16 protein-coding genes and 1 pseudogene are annotated in these 21,586 nt (G+C 73.1%); 9 read left to right on the top strand and 8 right to left on the bottom strand.

All coding sequences use genetic code 11. The annotated features are described in order from the left end of the window. Positions 1–12: 12 nt before the first annotated feature. Together OHS81_RS13755 and OHS81_RS13760 are read right to left on the bottom strand one after the other, a co-directional pair. Complete coding sequence (locus OHS81_RS13755) at positions 13–1,710, bottom strand: succinic semialdehyde dehydrogenase (RefSeq protein WP_328385069.1); 1,698 nt, start codon at positions 1,708–1,710, stop codon at positions 13–15. A gap of 161 nt (positions 1,711–1,871) precedes the next feature. Beyond that, entirely contained in the window at positions 1,872–3,986 is a 2,115-nt protein-coding gene (locus OHS81_RS13760) for a serine/threonine-protein kinase (RefSeq protein WP_328385070.1), read from the bottom strand. Positions 3,987–4,324: 338 nt separating this feature from the next. Between OHS81_RS13760 and OHS81_RS13765 the strand changes: the two genes are divergently transcribed. Beyond that, positions 4,325–5,401: a hypothetical protein gene (locus OHS81_RS13765; protein WP_328385071.1), complete on the top strand. Its 1,077-nt coding sequence runs from the start codon at positions 4,325–4,327 to the stop codon at positions 5,399–5,401. Positions 5,402–5,403: 2 nt separating this feature from the next. Here OHS81_RS13765 and OHS81_RS13770 read toward each other — a convergent pair whose 3' ends face one another. Further along, positions 5,404–6,096, bottom strand: a complete 693-nt coding sequence (locus OHS81_RS13770; protein WP_328385072.1) for an HAD family hydrolase — start codon at positions 6,094–6,096, stop codon at positions 5,404–5,406. Between the two features lie 240 nt (positions 6,097–6,336). Here OHS81_RS13770 and OHS81_RS13775 point away from each other — a divergent pair, with 240 nt between their 5' ends. From OHS81_RS13775 to OHS81_RS13790, 4 genes are all read left to right on the top strand, one after another. Then, positions 6,337–7,551 carry a helix-turn-helix domain-containing protein gene (locus OHS81_RS13775; protein WP_328385073.1) on the top strand — a complete coding sequence of 405 codons (1,215 nt, stop codon included), beginning with the start codon at positions 6,337–6,339 and terminating at the stop codon, positions 7,549–7,551. 225 nt (positions 7,552–7,776) lie between these two features. Beyond that, entirely contained in the window at positions 7,777–8,088 is a 312-nt protein-coding gene (locus OHS81_RS13780) for a hypothetical protein (protein ID WP_328385074.1), read from the top strand. A 336-nt stretch (positions 8,089–8,424) separates the two neighbouring features. Then, entirely contained in the window at positions 8,425–9,087 is a 663-nt protein-coding gene (locus OHS81_RS13785; protein WP_328385075.1) for a response regulator transcription factor, read from the top strand. 77 nt (positions 9,088–9,164) lie between these two features. After that, positions 9,165–10,607, top strand: a complete 1,443-nt coding sequence (locus OHS81_RS13790) for a sensor histidine kinase (RefSeq protein ID WP_443058698.1) — start codon at positions 9,165–9,167, stop codon at positions 10,605–10,607. A 120-nt stretch (positions 10,608–10,727) separates the two neighbouring features. On the opposite strand, the gene OHS81_RS13795 is transcribed toward OHS81_RS13790, so the two are convergent. Beyond that, the gene (locus tag OHS81_RS13795; protein WP_030087372.1) at positions 10,728–11,102 is read right to left on the bottom strand and encodes an STAS domain-containing protein; all 375 of its coding nucleotides are present in this window, start codon (positions 11,100–11,102) and stop codon (positions 10,728–10,730) included. A 464-nt stretch (positions 11,103–11,566) separates the two neighbouring features. Between OHS81_RS13795 and OHS81_RS13800 the strand changes: the two are divergent. Together OHS81_RS13800 and OHS81_RS13805 are read left to right on the top strand one after the other, a co-directional pair. After that, a pseudogene (locus tag OHS81_RS13800) lies at positions 11,567–12,121 on the top strand (sigma-70 family RNA polymerase sigma factor); the annotation flags it as partial. Between the two features lie 155 nt (positions 12,122–12,276). Next, on the top strand, positions 12,277–13,614 hold the full coding sequence (locus OHS81_RS13805; protein ID WP_328385076.1) for a zf-HC2 domain-containing protein: 1,338 nt from the start codon (positions 12,277–12,279) through the stop codon (positions 13,612–13,614). Positions 13,615–13,883: 269 nt separating this feature from the next. On the opposite strand, the gene purU is transcribed toward OHS81_RS13805, so the two are convergent. Beyond that, positions 13,884–14,774, bottom strand: a complete 891-nt coding sequence (gene purU, locus OHS81_RS13810) for a formyltetrahydrofolate deformylase (RefSeq protein ID WP_129294640.1) — start codon at positions 14,772–14,774, stop codon at positions 13,884–13,886. A gap of 32 nt (positions 14,775–14,806) precedes the next feature. Continuing rightward, on the bottom strand, positions 14,807–15,319 hold the full coding sequence (locus tag OHS81_RS13815) for an SCO4402 family protein (protein WP_328391136.1): 513 nt from the start codon (positions 15,317–15,319) through the stop codon (positions 14,807–14,809). Between the two features lie 117 nt (positions 15,320–15,436). Here OHS81_RS13815 and OHS81_RS13820 point away from each other — a divergent pair, with 117 nt between their 5' ends. Next, positions 15,437–16,789 carry an ABC transporter substrate-binding protein gene (locus OHS81_RS13820; RefSeq protein ID WP_328385077.1) on the top strand — a complete coding sequence of 451 codons (1,353 nt, stop codon included), beginning with the start codon at positions 15,437–15,439 and terminating at the stop codon, positions 16,787–16,789. A 51-nt stretch (positions 16,790–16,840) separates the two neighbouring features. Here the strand turns inward: OHS81_RS13820 and OHS81_RS13825 are convergent, their stop codons facing one another. Both OHS81_RS13825 and OHS81_RS13830 read right to left on the bottom strand, forming a co-directional pair. Next, complete coding sequence (locus tag OHS81_RS13825) at positions 16,841–18,688, bottom strand: hypothetical protein (RefSeq protein ID WP_328385078.1); 1,848 nt, start codon at positions 18,686–18,688, stop codon at positions 16,841–16,843. Between the two features lie 297 nt (positions 18,689–18,985). Then, positions 18,986–20,383: a transcriptional regulator gene (locus OHS81_RS13830; protein ID WP_328385079.1), complete on the bottom strand. Its 1,398-nt coding sequence runs from the start codon at positions 20,381–20,383 to the stop codon at positions 18,986–18,988. 449 nt (positions 20,384–20,832) lie between these two features. Here OHS81_RS13830 and OHS81_RS13835 point away from each other — a divergent pair, with 449 nt between their 5' ends. Beyond that, positions 20,833–21,516: a bifunctional DNA primase/polymerase gene (locus OHS81_RS13835; RefSeq protein WP_328385080.1), complete on the top strand. Its 684-nt coding sequence runs from the start codon at positions 20,833–20,835 to the stop codon at positions 21,514–21,516. The last annotated feature ends 70 nt before the right edge of the window (positions 21,517–21,586 follow it).

Consider the following 21,586-nt stretch of genomic DNA (forward strand, 5'->3'; position numbering starts at 1 on the left):
TGCTGAGGGGGGTTAGCGGAGTCGGAGCGCCTTCATCGCGCGCAGGCTGCTGGTCATGAACTGGGCGTACTTCTCGTCGGTCATTCCGAAGGACGGCGCGAGCGGCATCAGGCGCTGCTGGGCGACGGTCTGCGCCTCGGTGTACTTGAGGATGCCCTCGGAGCCGTGCCGGCGGCCCAGGCCCGAGTCCCCCATGCCGCCCATCGGCGCCTGCACACTGCCGTAGCCGGCCGCGTAGGACTCGTTGACGTTGACGGTGCCGGTGCGCAGCCGGGCGGCGACCGCACGGCCGCGGCGGCCGTCCTTGGTCCAGACGCTGGAATTCAGCCCGTACGGGGTGGCGTTGGCGAGCGCCACCGCCTCGTCCTCGTCGCCGAAGCGGTAGACCGAGACGACCGGCCCGAAGGTCTCCTCGCCGCAGACCGCCATCGGGGCCTGGACGCCGTCGAGGATGGTCGGCTCGTAGAAGAGCGGGCCGATGTCGGGGCGGGGGCGGCCGCCGGCGACCAGTTCGGCGCCCTTGGCGACGGCCTCCTCGACATGGCGGGTGACCGTCTCCAGCTGGCGCTCGCCGACCAGCGAGCCCATGTCGGCGCCGTAGGCGAGGGCGTTGCCCAGCCGCATCGCCTTCGTACGGGCGGCGAACCGCTGGAGGAAGTCGTCGGCGATGGACTCGTGGACGTACAGCCGCTCGATGGAGATGCACAGCTGGCCGGCGGAGGAGAAGCAGCCGCGGACGGCACCGGCGGCGGCCTTCTCCACATCGGCGTCCCGCAGCACCAACATGGCGTTCTTGCCGCCGAGTTCGAGCGAGACGCCGACCAGCCGGGCGGCCGCGCCCTGGGCGACCTCGCGGCCCGTACGGGTCGAGCCGGTGAAGGAGACGTAGTCGGCGTGCTCGACGACGGCGGGGCCGACGACCGGGCCCTCGCCGAGTACGACCTGCCAGACGTCCTCCGGCAGCCCGGCCTCGATGAGCTGTTCCCGGGCCCACAGCGCGGTCAGCGCGGTCTCCGTGTCGGGCTTCATGACGACGGCGTTGCCCGCGACGAAGGCCGGCAGCGCGTCGCCGACGGACAGCTCGAAGGGGTAGTTCCAGGGGGCTATCTGCCCCACGACGCCCCGGGGCTGGCGGAGTTCGGTGACCTTGGTGAGGGTCGGTACGACGCCGGTGCGGGCCTTGGGCTTGAGGTAGGCGTGGGCCTTGCGGCCGTAGTGGCGGGCGGTGACGGTGACCGCCTGCACCTCCTCATGGGCGTGCAGCCGCGCCTTGCCGGTCTCCAGCTGGATCAGGTCGAGCACTTCGGCCTGGCGGCGCAGCACCAGGTCGTGGAAGCGGAGCAGGACCGCGGCGCGCTGCTTGACCGGGACCTTGGCCCAGCGCTCCTGGGCGGCGCGGGCCCGCTCGAAGGCGGTGGCGACGTCCTCGGGGGTGGACTCGGGCAGGTCGGCCAGCTTCTCGCCGGTGAACGGGGTGTGGTTGGCGGTGCGGCCCGCGCCGACCACACCACGGGTGAGCCGGGCGGCGAGTTCGGGGGTGACCACATCCGCCGCGGTACGGGCGCCCGCCGGGGTGGCGGCGACCGGGTTGCCGTCGGCGGGGGCCTCGTCGGCCGCGGGAGTCTCGGCGGGCGCCTCGGGGGCGGTGGCCTCCGGGGCCGCGGCGGGGGCCTCAGGGGAGGCTGTTCCGGTGTCCTGCGAGTCCGTCATGTCGGCGAGCGTATTCCTCCCCGGACACTTTGTGTACCCGTGAGTAATGAGTTTTCACGCCGTACGCACCATCGCGCCAGTGTCCGCTGGCCGCAAGGGGGCTGGTCTGGGACGACCGGGGCCCCGGGGCACGGGATCACGGCCCCGGGTCATGCCCCGGGTCACGCGCCGGTCAGCCGGAACGCGTCGAGCGCGGTGTCGAAGTGCCGCGTGGCCTCGGTGCGCGCGCCGACCGGGGAGGAGATCCACACGTCGATCATCCGGCCGCCCTCGTCCCAGCTGAGGTCGTAGGTGCAGCGGGGGCCGCCGTCCTGCGCACCGCCGTCCCAGACGAACTCCCAGCGCCCGGCCCGGAGCCCGTTGTGGGTGGTCTCGGTGACCTGCCCCTGACGGTAGCCGCGGTAGTGCGCGGGGCCCTCCGCGTCAGCCGTCCGCATCGCGCCCAGCGGCCCCTCCGGGACCCGCTTCTGGAGCTGGATGCCGATCCGGAACCGTCTGCCCTGCGAGGAGTAGTAGACGCGGTCGTTCTCGTACGAGCGGGTGAAGCCGTCCGGTACGGCGAGCACGAAGCCGGCCGGGTCGTGGACGAGGCGGTAGCCGGCGGGGATCGTGCCGGTGGCCCCCGGGGAGGGCGACGAGGTGACCGTGACGGTGGGCTGCCCGCCGGCCGGGCCGGGGGTCCGCGCAGGCCCCGGCCCCCCTTCCGAGGCTTGCGGGGAGCGGCCGCCGGCTTTGCCGTCGCTCCCGTTCGGATGCATCCCGTCCGGGTGCATCAGCAGGACGGCGAGGCCCGCACCCGCGCCGCCGATCACCACGGCTGCGAGCGCCACCAGCAGAGCGGTGCGGAGCCGGCCGGTGTGCGGACGGGCGGCCACGGCCAGCGCCCGGTCGTCGAGGGAGGCGCGGATCGGCGCGCCCGGGGCCCGGCCGGCTGCGCGCCCGCCGGCGCGCTCGCCTGCGTGCCCGATCGCGTGCCCGCCCGGCTGCCTGGCGTCTTCGCCCTCGCCGCCGTCCCTGCCGCCGTCACCTCCCCCGGTGGGCGCACGGCCGGGACCGGGCGGGGTCGCGGACGGCGCACCCGCGGCCAACGGGTCCTCGCTGGGCGGGTGTTCGCTGGGCAGGCCGTCGCCGGGGCCGTCGTGCGGGGAGGCGTGGGCGTCGGGCCCGGGGTGGTGCGGGGCGTGAGGGCTCCCGGGGCGGGGGCCGGCCGGTCCCGGCGGCCCGCTCGCGCCCGCCACGGCCTCGGCGGCGCGGCCGGCGGCCCCGTCGCCCCTGTCACCCGCGTGGCCGTGGTGGCGGCCGTGACCACAGCCGTGGCCGCGATCATGACCGCCCCCGTGGCCGTAGCCACCCCCGTGACCATGGCCCTGGCCGTGGCCGCGCCCGGTCCCCTGGTCACCCGCCCCGCGCTCCGGAGAGCGGCCCGACCGCAGATAGCCGCGCAACAGCCGCTCCGTCTCGGCGACCCCCAGCCGGCGCTCCGGATCGCGCTCCAGCAGGCCCTCGACGACGGCGCGTAACGCCCGTGCGGCCTCCGGGAATTCAATGTCCTCGTACACCACGGCATGCAGCACACCGCCCAACGAGTCGCGGTGGAACGGCGAGGCACCGCTGAGCGCGGCGCACAGCAGCACCCCGAGCGACCAGAGATCGGCCTCGGGCCCCGTGCCGCGGCCGGACATCCGTTCCGGCGCGGTGTATTCGGGTGAGCCGACGAATCCGCCGGTGTCGGTCAGCGTGGTGACACCGGGGACCTGGGCGATACCGAAGTCGGTGAGTACGACCCGGCCGGTGCCCGACTCCATCAGGACGTTGGCGGGCTTGATGTCGCGGTGCAGTACCCCGCGGGTGTGCGCGGCCCGCAGCGCGCCCAGCAGTGCGACACCGATCCGGGCGGCCTCGCGCGGCGCGACCGGCCCGCCGCTCTGCAGCCGGTCGGCCAGCGACGGGCCCTCCACCAGCTCCATCACAATCCACGGCCGGCCGTCCTGCTCGACGACGTCATGCACGACAATCACATTCGGGTGCTTGATCCCGGCGACCGTCCGCGCCTCCCGCACCGCCCGCTCACGCTGCACCCGCGGCTCGGACCCGGACGCCCCCTCGCCTTCACCCTCACCGGCCTCCTCGTCCAAGTGCAGTTCTTTGACCGCGACTTGGCGGGCCAACAGCTCGTCGGTGGCGCGCCAGACCGTCCCCATACCGCCGCGGCCGAGCCGTACTCCCAGGCGGTACCGGCCACCGATCAGCCGGCCCTCGCCCCCGAAGATCCCCATGGGCCCATCTTCCCGCACCGGCCCCTCACGGGAAGGGCGTCACCTCGGGGACCGGCCAAGGTCGCCCAGGCCGCGACACCGGCCCCCGCCCGCCGTGATCCACCGCCCCTGCGGAGGCAGTTGCCGCGCTGCCCCGTGAAGGCGGGCGTTGCACTGCCGCCCCGTGAAGGCGGTTGCCACGCTGACCCCCTAGAACCCCCTAGAAACCCCGAGAACCCCCGACCGCACGACACACGGGGTGGAACCTCCACCTGCTCTTCCACCGTCCTTGACACAGTGAGGCTGTCGTACGGGAACAACCGGTGCGGTGGCCACGAGAAGCGGATCGGGGGTCGGTCATGGTGATGCAGGACGGTGGAACGGTGGATGTCCGTCCGGGCCCCGATCCGGGCCGGGCCGCCCCGTCGCACGGCGGCGCCTACCGTGCGACCGCCGTGTCCCTCGCCCTCTACGCCGGTGTGCTGCTCGCCTGGACGGCCTACGGCATCGCCCAAGGGGACGGCAACGTCTGGGACTTCCTGGAGGGCCTGTTCAACCCGGGTGCCTCCCCCACAACCCAGATCCTCGGCCCGTACGAATGGGCCTTCACCGTCGGGTTCCTGGTGATCGCCGGACTGGCACTGGCCCGGCGACGGGTGGCGCGCTCCGCGGCGCTGCTGTCCGGCTGGGTGCTGCTCGCCGTCTCCCTGCGGGAGGGCATGGGCCTCTCCGACGCCGCCTACCGCGATCTGTACGGCCACGATCCGCTGGGCGGCTGGGTGCTCGCCACCCGCGGTCTGGGGCTGGTGGTGGCGCTGGTCGTGCTGTGCACGATGTTCCCGGCCACCGAGCGCCGCCGCGGCGGGCGCCCGTCCACCCCGGCGGCGGACGGCCCGGCGGCGGACGGCCCGGCGGCGGACGGCCCGGAAACCTGGCGGCGCCGCCCGTCCCGGATCTGCGGGGCGCTGTTCCTGCTGATGTGCCTGGCACGCCTCGGCTGGCTCGTCGGCGATCTGACGACCCCCGACGGGGACGTGGGCCACTACCTGCACGACGCGGTCGACGGCTCGGTGCTCGGCACCCTCGATCTGGCGGCGCCCAGCGCGTTCACCACCGTCGGATCGGTGCTCGTCCTCCTCGTCCTCGGGGTGCTGGCCCTACGAGGACGACGGGAAGTGCGCGGCGCGCTCCTGACGTTCGCCGCGCTGGAGCTGTACATCACCGTGCGGACGGTCGTCCTGCTGACCGTGACGGACTTCTTCAACCGCTCCTTCGAAACCCCCCAGGGCGCCCTGTCGCTCGTCACGACCGCCTACGCCCTGGCGGCCATGACCTCGGTGGTCGTCCTGGCCACCGGCCGCGGCTTCGGCCCGTACGGCGGCATGCGGACGGAGGGGTTGCGGGCGGCGGCGGTGGGACGGGGCGGGGGGCTGTAGCGTCACGCCCCGGTTTCCCGGCCCAGCCCCCTGGCCCAGTCCCGCACTGCGGGGTCGGCCAGGCTGTCGCCCAGCCAGTCGTGGTCGAGGCCGGCTCCCGGAAGGGACGGTACGACCGCGACGTAGAGACCGGCAGCACGCGCCGAGGCGATGCCGGTGGCCGAGTCCTCGAAGGCGACGGAACGCTCCGGGGCCGCACCGAGCGTGGCGCATGCCGTGAGGTAGAGCTCCGGTGCGGGCTTGGGGGAACGCACCTCGTCGGCGGCGAACGAGTGGGTGAAGCAGTCGGCGAGGCCGGCCGACCACAGCGCCGCGTCCAGCAGTTCCCGGGGGCTGTTGCTGGCCACCGCGACAGGGACGGCCGCCCGGCAGGCGCGCACCAGGTCCGCCGCCCCGGGGAGGGCCGCGGCGCCCCGCGAAAGCTCCTTGCGGACCCTTTCGAGGAGTTCGGCGGCGATTTCGGCACCGGCGTCGGGGCGTCCGAAGTACTGCGCCATGGCCTCTCCGGCGGCCTCCACGGTGCGGCCGATGACCAGGGCCTTCTGTTCAGGACCGAAGGGATGGCCGTGCGCCGCGAAGATGGCCGTTTCCGCCACGGTCGCGCAGGCCTCGGTATCGACCAGCAAGCCGTCGCAGTCGAAGACCACGGCCTCGGCGCCGGTGGGGAGCGGGCGCATGCGGATGTCCTTGATCATGAGCGAACACACTAGGCCGGGCCCTCCGGAACGTCCATGTTTTTGCCCGGAATCAGGCAGGAATGGCGGAGTTCGCGGCTGGTTTCGCGCCACACACCTCCGGTGATGCGCCCGGCATACACCAACATGACCTGGGGTCAGCCGATCGGATCGGGCTCCCCCGGAACGAGGGCGCCCAGGGGGCGTGGGCGCCGTGCACGGGCGTAGCGTGGTCGGTACGTCCTTCTCGCGGGGGTGGCCATGGAGTTGTCCGAGGAACCCGGCATCGGTGAGCGCATCGCCCGGCTACGCGCACGCCGGAAGCTGACGCAGGAGACCCTGGCCGAGCGGGCGGGCCTGTGCGTCGACACCGTCCGGAAGCTCGAACAGGGCGTACGCCGCACGGCGCGGCTCACGACGCTCAACGCGCTGGCCAGAGCCCTGGACGTGGAGCCGTCGGCGCTCGTCGGGCAGCCTGCCACCTTCGAGGTGCGCAGCGAGGGCGAACAGCCCTCCGTCCTGGCGCTGCGCCAGGCCGTCTCGCCCGTGTCCGACCTGCTGGGCGACGATCCGGACTCCGAGGACCCGCCGGGCATCGCGGCGCTGCAGGCCGCCCTGCGGTCGACGGAACGCATCCGCCGCGAGGGGCGGATGGCGGAAATCGGTGCGCTGCTGCCGCAGTTGATCAGGGATGCCAAGGCGGCCGCCCGCGCCACCACCGGGGCCGAGGCCGCTGCGGCCCACTCGGTCCTGGCCGAGGCCTATCAGGTCGCCGCCACGACGCTGACGGCGCTGGGCAAGGAGGACACCGCCTTCACCGCCCTGGAACGGTCAATGACAGCGGCGGCCCGGGGAGACGACCCCCATCTGGAGACCGCCGGCTTCTCCAGCCTTGCCTGGGTGCTCACCAAGCAGGGGCGGCTGGCCGACGCCGAACGCGTCGCGCTGAACGCCGCCGAACGCATCGAACCGGGATTCCGCTCCCCACCGCTCGAACTGGCTCTGTGGGGAATCCTGCTGCTCCGTGCGGCAACCGCCGCGGTCCGCCTGGAGCGGCGCGACACCGTACGGGATCTGCTCACGATGGCGAGCGCGGCGGCGGCCAGGATCGGCACGGACCGCCTCGACTACGCGACGCCCTTCGGCCCGACCAACGTCGGCGTGGCCAGGGTCAACTTCCTGGTGGAGATGGAGGAGAGCGCCGAGGCACTGCGCACCGCGCGCACCGTCCCCGAGCTGCACACGCTGCCCCCGACCTGGCGCGCGCGGTTCCACGTGGACCGCGCCCTGGCCTTCACCGATCTGCACAAGGACGACGGCGCGGTGCAGGCGCTGCTCGCCGCCGAGCGCACCGCCCCCGAATGGATGCGCTACCACTCCACGAGCCGCCGTCTGGTGGCCGACCTCCGCCAGCGCGAACGCCGGCGCACCTCACCGCTCACGGAACTGGCCGACCGTCTTGATCTCGACGGGTAGGACAGGGCGTCCCAGCGGCGGCGGAAAGTGGCACAGCACGTCACTGTCCGGGCCGCAGGTCCGCGCCTAGCGTTGCCGCACCGTCAAGAACGACGGGCCCCGCGGCCGTCGCGAACGGCCCCGGCGACATGCCACCCCACGAAAGCAGGTCGACGTGACCCACGCTCCCCCCGTCCGCACCCCCCTCCGAACGCACCGGCAGAACGCGCAAGCGGAGGGCGCCCGATGAGCACGCCCGCCACCCCCCGGCTGCTCCCCTGGACCGGTCAGGACGGCAAACCCTGCTATCTCCTCACGGACCGGGACGACAGCCCACTCTCCCGGCGCGCCGATCAGGTCGAGGCGCTGCAACTCAGGATGGGGGCGGGGCTGCTGGAGCACGCGCGGGCGCTGATCGATGACCCGGCGGTGGATGCGCGGCAGTTGCGGTTTTTGTCGGCTCAACTCAGTGCCGCGCTGCGGGACGCCTTACGGGTCGCGCAGAGCCGCGGTGCCCGGTCAGCCGACGACGATATCCCGTCTGACCTGGGGTTTTGAGGAGGCGCCAGGGCGCTTGCCGGGCGTGCGGGGGAGATCCCCCTCCGGAACGCCCCCGCACGCACGCGGCGGCCGTCGCGTGTGGGGGTCGCGGCGGCCGCCGATGTGAACTGCAACGCGTCTTGGGCCTGTGGCCTCTTCAGTGGTGCAGCATGTGAACAACTCTGCCCGCGGGGTCCTCCCCGCGGCATCCTCCAGAGGTCGCGGGCTCACCCCCGCCGCTCGGCGGGGGTGCGGGGCCGCCACAGGGCGGTCCGGGACGGCGGGGAAGCGGAATCGCGCGACGCCGGGCGGTTTTGCGAGCTCGGATGGGCGCGAAGGAGAAAGGGGCGGCCGGTGATCCGTGTCGCTGTGGTGGACGACGAGCGGCTGGTCAGATCCGGACTGCGGATGATCCTGGGGACCGCCCCGGACATCGAGATGGTCGCGGACTGCAGCGGCGCCGAGGCCGTGGAGACCGTGCTGCGGTGCGCGGCCGAGGTCGTGTTGCTGGACATCCGGATGCCGGACGTGGACGGGCTGACCGTCCTGCGCCGGCTGCGCGCCGCCCCGAATCCGCCCGTGGTGGCGATGCTGACCACCTTCGACGCCCAGGAGTACCTGACGGCGGCGCTGCGCGAAGGCGCGGCCGGGTTTCTGCTCAAGGACTCCGATCCGGAACAACTCGTACGGGCCGTAAGGACGCTGGCGGCGGGCGGCAGTGTGCTCGATCCCGGGGTGACCCGTGCGGTGATCGGGGGCTATCTGACCGCCGAGGACCAGGCCGCCGCGAACCGGGCGGTGCGCGGGCTGACCCCGCGGGAGTCCGAGGTGCTGGCCCTGCTCGGCGAGGGCCTGGCCAACGCCCAGATAGCCGACCGGATGGGGCTCGCCCCCAGTACGGTCAAGGACCATGTGCGCGCCCTGCTGGGGAAATTGGGCGGGATCAACCGCATCCAGGCGGCCATCGTGGCCGACCGGGCCGGTCTGGTGGCGAGCGACCCTCGGGGGTCGTGGTGAGAGCCGGGGGCGGGAGCGGCGGGGGGAACGGCAGAGGCAGCGGCAGCGGCAGCGGCAGCGGCAGGGTGAACGGTTCGGTGACCTCCGGCCCGGGGACACCCGGCAGCCGAGGAACGTCCGGCCGGGACGCACTGCCGCCCGGCACCGGCGTGGGGCGGGCTCTGACACGCGGGCCGGTCGGACGGCGGCTGCGCAAGGTCGCTCCGCTGGCGGTCCCCGTTCTGCTGGCGATCGCCGACGCGATGCTGGTCAACGGCGTCGAACTCGACCTGGAAGTGGGCGTCTCGATGGCGGCGGCGGCCGCCCTGCTGGTGCGCCGCCGCTTCCCCCTGCTGGTCTTCCTCTTCACCCTTCCCGGGCTCTACATCGGCTACATCTGGTTCGCGCCGATGATCGCGCTCTACACCCTGGCCGCCCTGCGGCCCGGCCGGGCGCGGCTCGGCGGCTGTGCGCTGCTGCTGATCGCCGCGCACTTCTTCCCGTATCCGATCTCCGACTTCGAACTCACCGCGTACCGGGAGAACACCCTGGTACTGATCGACGCCAGCGTCACCTCGGCCGCCCCCATCGCCCTGGGGCTGCTGGTGCGCACCCGCCGGGAACTGGCCTCCCGCGTCGAGGACCTGACCCGCAGCCTGCGCCGCGAGGACCGGCTGCTCGCGGACCGGGTCAAGACCACCGAACGTGCCCGGCTCGCCCGTGAGATGCATGACGTGGTGGCCCATCAGGTCAGCCTGATCAGCCTGCAGGCGGGGGCGGTGCAGGTGAGCACCGAGGACGCGGAGGCGCGCGCGGGCGCCAGGACGATCCGGGAGTTGTCCGTACGGACGCTGGAGGAGCTGCGGCACATGGTGGGCGTGCTGCGGGCGGACGGCGGTGAGGCGGCGGAGGCGCGCGACCTGGCTCCCCAGCCGGACCTGGAGGAGCTGCCGCGGCTGATCGAGATGAGCGCGCTGGATGTGACGTACGAGCGGGGTGTGGTGGCCGGTGCCGGCGGGGTGAGCGGTGCGAAGACGGTGGAACGGGCGGCCTTCCGCACGGTCCAGGAGGCACTGACCAACGTCCGCAAGCATGCGCCGGGGGCGCGGGTGCGGGTGCGGGTGGATCCGGTGGACACGGTCCGGGGCCCGGCGACGGACGGAGCGGAGATGGCGGACGGAGCGGAGATGGCGGACGGAGCGGAGGTGGCGGACGGGACGGAGGCGGCCCACGGGGCACGGGCGGCGGACGGGACGGAGGCGGCCCACGGGGCACGGGCGGCGGACGGAGCGGCGGCGGCCGACGGGAGCCGTACGGCGCACGGGCTGCGGGTGGAGATACGCAACGGGCCGCCGGACGCAACGGCGACGGTCCCGGCCCTTCCCGGGGGCGGACACGGCCTGGTGGGGCTGCGCGAGCGCGCACAGATCCTCGGCGGGACGCTGGAGGCGCGGCGCACCTCCGACGGCGGCTTCGTCGTACGGGCGGAATTCCCGTACGGAGCGGGGCGAAACGAAGTAGAGCGGGGTGAAGCGAGGTAGAGCGGGGCGGGCCACGGGGCGGGAGCAGCGGCCGGGTACCGGGGCCGGTCCCGGTGCCGGAGGCGTCGGCCCGGGGCCTCGGCCCGAGGTGCGTCAGGCGGGAGGCGTCAGACGGCGGCGTCAGGCGGAGAGCGGTGCGGCGGCCTCGTCGACGGCGGTGCGCAGGTCCGGGTAGACCTCGAAGAGCCGGCGCACGCCCAGTGCGGCCAGCACCCGGTTGACGTGTGAGCCGTCCACGGCCCCCTGGGCGGGGAGGATCAGCCGCAGCCGCCCCTGGCAGGAGCGCATCAAGCGGCGGGCGGCGATCAGTACGCCGACACCGCTGGAATCGCAGAACCGCACTTCGGAGAGGTCGAGCACCAGAGATCTCCGCCCGTCCGCCACCGCGTCGTGCACATGCTGGCGCACCGCCGGTGAGGTGACCAGGTCCATCTCACCGGACACCTGGAGTACGGCCCAGGGGCCCTTTTCGTCCTCTGCCACCTTCAACGACACGCGCTCGAAGCCTTTCGCTCGCTTTCGTACCGGATGATGACGGACCGCATCCGGAAATCATCCTTCCCCGCCTCGACTGCCCGGCCCCTCTCCCCTGAAACTCTTCCGAATCCTTGGCGCAACAGGCAGTACGCCTAAGGCTATGCCCCTAAGAGCACAGCTCTTCGCCGAGATCCGGTCACACACGGATAACACATGGCCCCATACGGGCATGAACGATCCGCATCGATCCACTGCGATCGGGCATTATCGCCACAAAGCGAGGGCACCGGTCCGTCAGGGCTTTACCATCCCCGTACCCCTCAGGGCTCGGTTTGCCGCAAAGGAGCATGCGTTGTCAGACCCGCGCATTACATTCGAGGGCACGGCGGGTCCTGTGACGGTGCACACAGGTCCGGGCATGCGGGTGCAGGAGTGACGGCAGAGGTGTGAGCCCGGAGGCGCCGGGCAGGGATGGGGATCCGATGGGACACGACGCCCCACCACGGTGGGACAGGCGGATGCAGCAGCGGCTCGCCCACGGCGAGGCGGCCGCGCTGGGTGAGCTCTACGACCGCTTCGCCTCTCTGGTGCACAGCCTCGCCTACCGCGTCCTGGACGACGAGGACGCCGCCGACCGCGTGACCCGCGAAGTGTTCGGCTACATCTGGGAGCACCCGGATTCCTACGACCCCAAGCACGGCCCGCTGCGCTCCTGGGTCGCCGGTGTCACCCGCCATCAGGCCGTCCAGCGGCTGCGCCAGGCCGAAGCGGCCTCGGCGCGCGACGGCGGACCCGACGCACCCGCGCCCGCCGAAATAGAGCAGAAGATCCGCGAGGCCTCCACCGCGGCCCGCGCCGACTTCATCGTCACGTCCATGCCCGCGCCCCTGCGGGCCGCCCTGGAGCTGGCGTACTTCCAGCGCCGCGACTACCGCCAGACCGCCGCCGACCTCGGTGTCACGGAGGACGAGGCCCGGCGCCGGCTCCGCCTGGGCCTGCAGCTGCTGTCCACCGCCCACAACCACCAGGCCCTGCCGCCCGCCCACCGCTCCGCACCCGTCCCGCGCTCCGCACCCGCCTCGTCCCATGGGCCGCAGGCGTCGCGCACTCCCCACGGAACGCGCCCGCCGTCCCAGCACACCGGCCCGGGGACCTCCGCACCGCCCGGCGGCCCGGGACACGGACGGTCCCGGTGAACGGCCCGGACGAATGGGACGGCCGCGAGCTGCCCGGCAGCCCCGGCGAACGGCCGCGGATACCTTCCCCGCGCACCGCGGCCGAGGACCACGGCCCGCTCCCTGACGACCTGCCGGTACCCGTCCGCGACCCGGCATCGGACACCGGCGAGGGCCCCTGCGAACCGGAAGCCGAGCCCGTGACCGAGCTGCCCGCTGCCGTCCCTCGCCCCGCACCGGCGGCCGGCCAGCCGCACCGGGTCCTCAAGTCGCTGCTCGGCGCCTGGGCGCTGTCGGCCTGCTCCACCGAGGAGACGGCCGCGGTCGAGGCGCATCTGACCGACTGCGCCTCCTGTGCGGACGAGGCGCTGCGGCTGCGCGATGCGGTCGGGCTGCTGCATCCCGCCGACAGCCTCGACCTCGATCCGCTGCTGCGCTCCCGTGTACTGGAGGGCTGCCTGGGCCGCCGCCCGGCCCGTATCCCGGTGCCCGAGTGGGCGACGCCGTACGACGCGGAGACCGCCAAACTGGACGCGCTGCTGCGCGACATGGGCGAGGCGGAGTGGCGCGCTCCGGTGCGGCTGCGCTGGTTCGAGGGGGAACGCCCGGTCGAGCGGGAGTCCACCGTCGCCGGCGTCATGGGGCATCTGATGGCGGTCGACGGCCTGGTCGCGACGGCTCTCGGACTGCCCGACCCGCTCGGCACGACCGCCCCGCCGGGCACCCCGGATCCGCTGATCCGTACGGAAACGTTCTGGCGGACGCCGGCCGAGGAGCACAGCCCGCTCGCCCTGCGCGCACCGTGGCGTGACCAGAGCTATGCGCTGATACGGCAGGTGTCGTTCGCCGGCGACAAGGTGGCCGAGCTCGCCGTGCCGTACGGGGATTTCCGGCTCACGCTGCGCGACGCTTTCCTGGACCGCGCCTTCGAGTGCTGGGTGCACGCCGGGGACATCGCGGAGGCTGTGGACTATCCGTATGTGCCCCCGGCCGCCGGGCATCTCCACCTGATGGTCGACCTCGCCGCCCGGTTGCTGCCCAGCGCGCTGGCCGACCGCCGGCGGGCCGGGCTGGCCGCGCCGCCGCAGCGACTGGTCGAGGCGGGCGCCCCGGGCCGTACGCTCCATCTGGAGGTCGAGGGCAACGGCGGCGGGCACTGGTACATAGCGCTGGACTCACCGGCCGCGCTCGGCACCCCGGACCGCACCGTCGCCCATATCGCCCTGGACAGTGCCGAGTTCTGCCAGCTGGCCGCGGGCCATATCTCCCCCGAGGAGGCCGCGGCCGGGCAGAACGGCGAGCGGGACGCGATCCGCGACGTGCTCTTCGCGACCGCGTCGCTGTCCCGGCTCTAGGAGCCTACGGCTCCGGGGCTGGGCTCTTTGGGGAGCGGGCCCCGCCAGTAGGGGGCGGTCGAACGTGTCCCGTAGGGGGTCCGAGCGCCCCCCTCGGGGCCACAACGTGAGAGATGCGGAAGGTATTCCGCGTCGGGAGGTATTCCGCGTCGGGAGGTATTCCGCGTCGGAAGGCGTTCCGCAGCGGAAACGACCCCACCACGGCGGGACGAGAAACCACTCCGCCACGGCAGGACGAGAACCCGCTCCACCGCCGCAGGACGACGCGCCTACGCGAAGACGACCGTCCGGCTGCCGTTGAGCAGGACCCGGCGCTCGCTGTGCCACTTCACGGCCCGGGCCAGCGCCTGGCACTCCACGTCCCGGCCGATCGCCACGAGCTGGTCCGGCGTGACGTCGTGGCCGACGCGCTCGACCTCCTGCTCGATGATCGGGCCCTCGTCGAGGTCGGCGGTGACGTAGTGCGCGGTGGCACCGATGAGCTTCACCCCGCGGGCGTGCGCCTGGTGGTACGGCTTGGCGCCCTTGAAGCTCGGGAGGAAGGAGTGGTGGATGTTGATGATCCGGCCGGACAGCGCCTTGCACAGATCGTCCGAGAGCACCTGCATATAGCGGGCGAGCACCACCAGCTCGACGTTCTCCGCCTCCACCAGCTCCAGCAGCTGCGCCTCGGCCTGGGCCTTGGTGTCGCGGGTGACCGGGATGTGGTGGAAGGGGATGTCGTACGAGCCGACCAGCTCGGCGAAGTCCGTGTGGTTGGAGACCACGGCCGCGATCTCGACCGGCAGCGCCCCGATCCGGGAGCGGAAGAGCAGGTCGTTGAGGCAGTGCCCGAACTTGGACACCATCAGGACGATCCGCATCTTCTCGTCGGCCCGGTGGATCTGCCAGTCCATGCCGAAGGAGTCGCCCACCGCGGCGAAGCTGGCGCGCAGCTTGTCGACGCTCACCGAGGAGTCCGCGCTGAAGTGGACCCGCATGAAGAACAGCCCGGTGTCGTGGTCACCGAACTGCTGACTGTCCTCGATGTTGCAGCCGGTGATGAAGAGGTAGCTGGACACGGCGTGCACGATCCCCTGCTTGTCCGGGCAGGACAGGGTGAGGACGTACTGATCGTTCCGATCGTGCTGACCGGGCTGGGTGGGCTGCGACTCGCTCATGACCTCATAGGGTCGCACACCTGCCGGGCAGGTCAGGCCGGGGCATCCGCCTGACCGGTCATGATGGCCAGCACCTCCAGCGAGCGCGGCGCGGCGTCGGGGTCCTCGCCGTCCGCCGTCGTCAGCTGCACATGGGCCTCCCGGGCCGCGTGCACGGCCTCCGGCCAGCCCTGGTGTTCCAGGTACGCGGTCACCGGAGCGTCCGCGCCGACCTGGTGCATGATCCGCAGCACCCGGAGCACGGCGGCATCGACGAGCTGCGCCTCCCGGGAGTCCCGGAAGATCGTGCCGACGTATTTCTCGGCGGACCAGTTGTCCAGCCAGGTGTCCTCGACGAGGCGGTAGACGGCGTCGGTGACATCTCCGTACCCGGGCAGACCGGCCAGCCAGGCCTCCTGCTGGAAGGCGGGGTCGGAGAGCATGTGCAGCGCGGAACGCACATTGCTGCGCCAGCGCCACCACGGCATGTCGTTGAGTGGCATACCGCCCATGGTGGTCGAGCGGCGCCCGCGACGGGAAGACTTCTCCGAACCTTGCACAGCAATCGATCGTACGTTCTTCACCAACGATCTCAAGCTGCCCCCCGGAGTTCACCTCTGCGTCACCGAGCATTGCCTCGTCGTCACCAGCCCGTTCCGGGCAAGACGGAAGGCTGCTGTGCCATGACCGGACGGCGACGCCCCCTCCCCCGCCCCTTCTCCTCGGTTCCCGCGGCCACCACCGCTTCGGCGGCGGCGTGTACGGCGGTCCTTGCGTCGCTGCTCTCGGGCTGCGGCTCGCCCGCCGGGGCGGCGGAGGATGTGGGGGACAAGGCGCCGGTCACGGTGATGACCTGGGCTCCCGAGGGCACCAAGGCGACCAATATGCCGGGGATGCCGGCCATGGCGCAGGCCTACGCCCGCTGGGTCAACTCCCGGGGCGGTATCCGGGGCCACCATCTGAAGGTGCTGACCTGCAACGAGCAGAACGACTCGGTGACCGCGGCGCACTGCGCCCAGCGCGCGGTGACCGAGGGCGCCGTCGCCGTCGTCGGCTCGTACAGCCAGTTCGGCCGCTCGTTCATGTCGCCGCTGGAGGTCAAGGGGATCCCCTTCATCGGCGGCTACGGGGCCTCGGACGAGGAGTTCGAGAGCCCGCTGTCCTACCCGGTCAACGGCGGCCAGGCCTCCCTGCTCGCCGGCAACGGCCGCCAGCTGGCACACGACTGCTCGCGCGTCGCGCTCGTCCGGCCGGACACCATCCAGGGCGACCAGATGCCGTCCCTGCTCAACTCCGGCCTCCAGAGCGGCCATCGGCACCCGGCCAAGGACATCAAGGCGCCCGAGGACGGTACCGACTACTCGTCCGAGGTGAACCGCGCACTGGACGGGGTGGATGCCGACCCGGCCGTCCACGGCACCTCGGCGGCCGACGGCAAGGTGCCCGGCTCCTGTGTGGCCGCCTCGCTCGGCGACCACACGGACACGTTCTTCGACTCGTTCCGGCGGCTGCAGGAGGACCGTCCCAAGGTGCGGGTCGCCTCCGTCCTGGGCAGCGTCGGCCAGTCGCTGCTGAACCGTACGGGCGGCAGCGCCGGGCCGCTGGAGGACGCGGACATCACCGGCTGGTACCCGGTCGCGCACGATCCGCGCTGGCAGCCGATGCGCAAGGTCATCAACGACTTCGCCTTCGACGACAACCGCATCGACCCGGCCGACCAGGGCGTCCAGACGACCTGGATCGCCTACACCGTCCTGCGCGCCCTGATCGGGCAGCTCGACGACGCGGGCGTGGACGACATCACCCCGCACGCCCTGCAGACGACGCTGGACCGCGGTGACCACGCCATCGACACCGGCGGCCTCACCCCGAAGCTGCGCTGGCGGGACGACGACATGCTCGCCGTCCAGGACTTCCCGCGCATCGTGAACGGGATGGTGACCTACCAGGTCGTCAGGGACGGCGAGTTGATCGCCGCCCAGGACGGCTTCGTGAATGTCACCAAGACGCTGGAGCGGCGGCGCACGGACAGCTGATATCCCTGCGCCTGCCCCTACCTCTGCCTCTGGCCCTGCGACTGCCCCTGCTCAGAGCTGTTCGGGGCGGCGCTCCGTCAGGCCGTACTTCTTGGCGAGCGGGTTCCAGATCTGGGCCGCCTGCTTCTTGGCCGTGGTCGCCTGGCCGCTGGCCGCATTGCCCTGGGCGGTCTGTCCGCTGAGCCGGGCCTTGCCCTTGTGGCAGCCCTTCTTGCTGCCGACCTGGCCGGCCCAGGCCGCGTAATGGTTGTCCGCGGCCGCCGAGGACTGCCAGGCCTTGGTCAGCATGGCGGTCAGCTGGGCGTGGTTCGGGATCTTGTCGACGGGCAGCTGCTGCAGCCGCTTCACCAGGTCGTTGCGCTGGCCGGCCGCGGCGCGCAGGTCCTTGGCCGCGCCGCCGAGGTTGCTGCAGGACTTGATGCTGTTGACGGCGCCGATCACCGAGGAACGGCTGTTGTTGCTGTCGCCCAGCAGCGCGTCCAGGCCCTTGGCCTGTGCCTCGGCGGGATCGGCGGACGGCTTCGGCTGCTCCGAGTCCTTGGCCGCCTTCGTCGTGCCCGCTCCGGCGTCCTGCTTCTTCGCGGCGGGCTCGTCGCTTCCCCCGCTCAGCGCCCAGCCGAGGCCGAGACCGGCCCCCGCGAGCGTCACGATGACGATGCCGACGATCACGGCCGGGGCGAGCCGGCGGCGGCCGCCACCGTCGTCGTCGTACGAGGCCGGCTGGTCGTAGCCGCCGGGCGGGAACTGCTGGCCCTGGTAGCCCTGGCCCTGGCCCTGCTGGCCGTACGGCGGGCGGCCCGGGTCCTCGAAGCGCGGCAGCTGTGCGGTGGAGTCCGGGGCGCCGGGCTGACCGGGTGCGCCCGGCCCGTCACGGAACAGGCCGTCGAACTCGGCGGGGGTGGGACGGTCGCCGGGCGCGCCCGGGCGGACGCCGTACGGCGCGCCGGGCGGCGGGGGCGGTGCGGCGGCGCCGACCGGCGCGATGAGCTGGGTGGCCTCGGCGTCACCCGCGCCCTGGGCACCGGGCATCGGCTGCGACTGCGGCATCGGCTGGGCCTGGCCCTGGCCCTGGGGCCTGGCCTGGTTCGGCTTGATGGCGCGCAGCATCGTGGTGGATTCGTCGGGCGTCTCGGGCCGGGTGCCCGCCTCGGGCGGCAGCGGCGCGGCACCCGGGCCGCCGGGCTGCTTGTCGAAGCCGGACTGCTCGTCGAAAGGGGGGATGAGCGCAGTGGCCTCCGCGTCGCTCGCGGCGGGCGGCAGCGGCGCACCGGTCTGCGGGGTCGCCCGCACCAGCTCTCCGGACGGGCCCTGCGGCGGCTGCCCGTACTGCTGCTGGGCCTGCTGCGACTGCTGAGGCGGCTGGGGCGCCTGCTGCGGCATCGAGGGCGGCAGCGGCGGTACCGGAGGCTGCCCCTGGGGCGCCGCCGGGAAGCCCTGGCCGCCCTGCGACTGCTGCGGCTGCTGCGGCTGGGCGGGCGCCGGGGAGGCATGAGAGGGCTGGGAGGCCTGGGGCTGCTGGGCGTGCTGCCCCTGCTCCGGGGCGTATCCCTGCGGGCCCTGGCCGTAACCCTGCTGCCCCTGCCCCTGCCCCTGGGCATGCGCCTGCGGCTGAGGCTGCTGGTACCCCTGGCCGTACGTCTGCGCCTGCTGCGGGCCGGGCGCCTCGCCGTACTGGCCGGGCGCCTCGCCGTACTGGCCGGGCGCCTCGCCGTACCCCTGCTGCGGGGCGGGCGCGGCCTGCGGGCCGGGTCCCCAGGGCTGGCCCCACGGCTGCCCGGCCGGCGGTGCGGCCTGCTGGTCGGGCACCCAGGGCTCACCGTTGGCGGGCAGCACAATGCCCTCTCGCGCGGGACCGGCCGCAGAATTCTGCGGGTCGTGACCCTGTCCGCTCTGCGTCACCGTGACTCCTACCAACGTGCAGACCTACGGAATCGTCGGCTGCACGCTACCGGGTCGCAGCAACGTTCGACCACGTCGCCTGGTCACCACCCCCGGCCGCCCCCGGCACGCACCGGGCGAGCCCGGCGCGCGGCCCGCCCGACGGCGTGCGACATACCCGACGCTGTACAACAAAGCCGTACAACAAAGCCGTACAACGACGCTGCACAACGAAGCCCTACGCCGAAGGGGCCGCTCCTTTTCCGTGCCGCCGCCGCTCCCGCGATGAGGCGTTGTTCACGCTTCCCGCGGCGCCGTTCACGCCGCCGCCGTGGCCCGCAGCTCCAGCCGGCTGCTGAATTCCCGCACCACCGGTTCGTCCCGGAAAGGCTCCAGGCGCAGCTGGAAGTCCTCCAGATACTCCGCACCGCGGTCCGTACGCAGCCCGCTCAGCAGCTCCACCGCCCGGGTGCCCGTATGGCAGGCCTGCTCCACCTCCCGCTGCTGCGCCTGCGCACCGGCCAGCAGCAGCAGACCGATGGCCCGCCGCCGCGCCCGGCCCTCCGGGTGCCCGTCCAGCGCCTCCTGCGCACGCTGTCCGGCGGGCCCCGGCTGCCCCAGGTCGCGGTGACAGTGGGCGAGTTCATCGGCCAGATACGCCTGGTCGAAGTGCGAGATCCAGACCGGGTCGTCGCCCGCCTCGGCCGACGCGTCGGCGCGCTCCATCGCGGCGACCGCCCGGCCGGCCACCACCTGGAAAGCCCGGCCGTCGCCCATCAGGGCGTGTCCGCGTGCCTCCGCCGCGCAGAACATCGCCTCGGCCCGCGGGGTGACATGGCCCCGGGCGCCCTCCTGGGCGGCCCGTGCGAGCTGGGCGATCTCCCGGGGATTGCCGAGCGAGGCGGCGAGGTGGCTCATGCTCGCGGCCAGGACGTAACCGCCGTAGCCGCGGTCGCCGGCCGCCTGGGCCAGCCGCAGCGCCTGGATGTAGTAGCGCTGGGCGAGGCCGGGCTGGCCGGTGTCGACGGCCATATAGCCGCCCAGTTCGGTCAACCGCGCGACGGCGGCGAAGAGTTCCCGTCCGACGGACTCGCGGTACGAGCCGGCCAGCAGCCCCGAGACCACGCTGTTGAGGTAGTGCACGACGACCGGCCTGACGTGCCCGGCGCCGAAGCGGTGGTCGAGTTCGCTGAGCGCCGTGGTCATGGCGCGTACCGCCTCGACGTCCGAGATCCCGACCCGGGCACCGGCGTTCCGGGCGACCTGGCTGTCCGCTCCGGTGATCAGCCAGTCGCGGCTGGGCTCGACCAGGGCGGAGGCCGCGACCGTGGAACCGCTGAGGAAGTCGCGCCGCCCGACGTCGCTGCGCCACAGCTCGCAGACCTGCTCGATGGCCCCGAGGACGGTCGGCGAGAACTGCAGTCCCACCCCGGAGGCGAGGTTCTTGCCGTCGGCCATCCCGATCTCGTCGATGGTGACCGTGCGCCCCAGCTTGCGCCCCAGCGCCTCCGCGATGACGGCCGGAGCGCGGCCCCGCGGCTGCTGCCCGCGCAGCCACCGGGCCACGGAGGTCTTGTCGTAGCGGAGGTCGAGACCGTGCTCCGCGCCGCACATGTTGACGCGGCGGGCGAGCCCCGCGTTGGAGCAGGCGGCTTCCTGGATCAGCGTCTGCAGCCGTTCGTTGGGCTGGCGTGCGACGAGTGGCCTGGCGGCCATGCATGTACCCCCTGAGTACCGCTGTGCGTTCACCGGCGAACGCCGTTCCTCGTGATCGATTCCCCGTGAATATGCCGGATATCCGAGAGGTCCGGGATATGCGCGATAGGAGAGATCAGAGTGATACGCACTTTGCAGCGGATGCTCAGTTGTGAGCGTTTTAGGCCCTGTCCGGAGCATCCCCGGTGCGCAGCGCTCGTTCACGAGTAGGGAGGGTGCGCGGTGCCGTGCACAGATCGCGGCGCCGCCGTGCCGGGCTCCCCCGGGTGCACTTCGGCCTGCCGCCGGGCGGCCTCTCCGCCCGTCAGGCAGGTGGCTACCCGCTCCCCGGGTCCCGCCCGCATATGCGCCCCCACCGGTGCACCCATGCGCCCCACGTGCGAGAACGATGCGCCGGGGGGCCAACCGTCCGGCCGTAACCCTTGGTGACACCGGAAGTTGTCCTCAGCGTGGAAGAGACCATAGGAGTTACAGGTACCTCGCAGATCCCCGGGCAGCGCGGCAAGCAGCGTGGCGAGGAGCTGCTCGACACCGCGGTGCGTTACGCGGAGGAACGGCATTGGGACGTGTTCCCCGGCGCATGGCTGGAACACGACGGCGACACACTGCGCTGCTCGTGCGACGCCGGTGACTGCGCGGCGCCCGGCGCGCACCCGACCGCCCCCGGCTGGGCCGGACAGGCCACCGGCAGCGCCACCGCCGTCCGCCGGATGTGGAGCAAGCAGCCGCGGGCCTCGATCCTGCTGCCGACGGGCCGGGCCTTCGAGGCGCTGGATGTCCCCGAGACCGCGGGCTGTCTGGCGCTGGCCCGTATGGAACGGATGGCGCTGCCGCTGGGACCGGTGACCCGCACCCCCGGCCGGCGGATGCTCTTTCTCGTCCTTCCCGGTGCCTCGGTGAAGGTCCCGGCGCTGGTACGGAACCTCGGCTGGGCGCCGGCCGCGCTCGATCTGATCTGCCGCGGCGAGGGCGAGTACATCGCCGCACCGCCGACCCGGGTGGGCGCGCACGGGTCGGTGCAGTGGGCGCGCCGCCCCACCGCCACCAACCGCTGGCTGCCGGACGCCGAGGAGCTGATCAGCCCGCTCGCGTACGCCTGCGCACGGGACGCGGTCGCGGCCCGGGGGCGCTGATCCGGACCGGCCGGGTCCACTGTCCGGGCCGGCCGGTCCCACTGTCCCCGGGGGCGTCCATCGCCCGGCG

Source organism: Streptomyces sp. NBC_00400 (assembly GCF_036048035.1).
Lineage (GTDB): Bacteria > Actinomycetota > Actinomycetes > Streptomycetales > Streptomycetaceae > Streptomyces.

What these genes read in the sequence shown, in the direction of transcription:
- OHS81_RS13820 (WP_328385077.1), top strand. Translation starts at nt 15,437, where the DNA reads ATGACCGGACGGCGACGCCCCCTCCCCCGCCCCTTCTCCTCGGTTCCC.
- OHS81_RS13780 (WP_328385074.1), top strand. Translation starts at nt 7,777, where the DNA reads ATGAGCACGCCCGCCACCCCCCGGCTGCTCCCCTGGACCGGTCAGGAC.
- OHS81_RS13830 (WP_328385079.1), bottom strand. Translation starts at nt 20,383, where the DNA reads ATGGCCGCCAGGCCACTCGTCGCACGCCAGCCCAACGAACGGCTGCAG.
- OHS81_RS13755 (WP_328385069.1), bottom strand. Translation starts at nt 1,710, where the DNA reads ATGACGGACTCGCAGGACACCGGAACAGCCTCCCCTGAGGCCCCCGCC.
- purU (WP_129294640.1), bottom strand. Translation starts at nt 14,774, where the DNA reads ATGAGCGAGTCGCAGCCCACCCAGCCCGGTCAGCACGATCGGAACGAT.
- OHS81_RS13765 (WP_328385071.1), top strand. Translation starts at nt 4,325, where the DNA reads ATGGTGATGCAGGACGGTGGAACGGTGGATGTCCGTCCGGGCCCCGAT.
- OHS81_RS13775 (WP_328385073.1), top strand. Translation starts at nt 6,337, where the DNA reads ATGGAGTTGTCCGAGGAACCCGGCATCGGTGAGCGCATCGCCCGGCTA.
- OHS81_RS13770 (WP_328385072.1), bottom strand. Translation starts at nt 6,096, where the DNA reads ATGATCAAGGACATCCGCATGCGCCCGCTCCCCACCGGCGCCGAGGCC.
- OHS81_RS13760 (WP_328385070.1), bottom strand. Translation starts at nt 3,986, where the DNA reads ATGGGGATCTTCGGGGGCGAGGGCCGGCTGATCGGTGGCCGGTACCGC.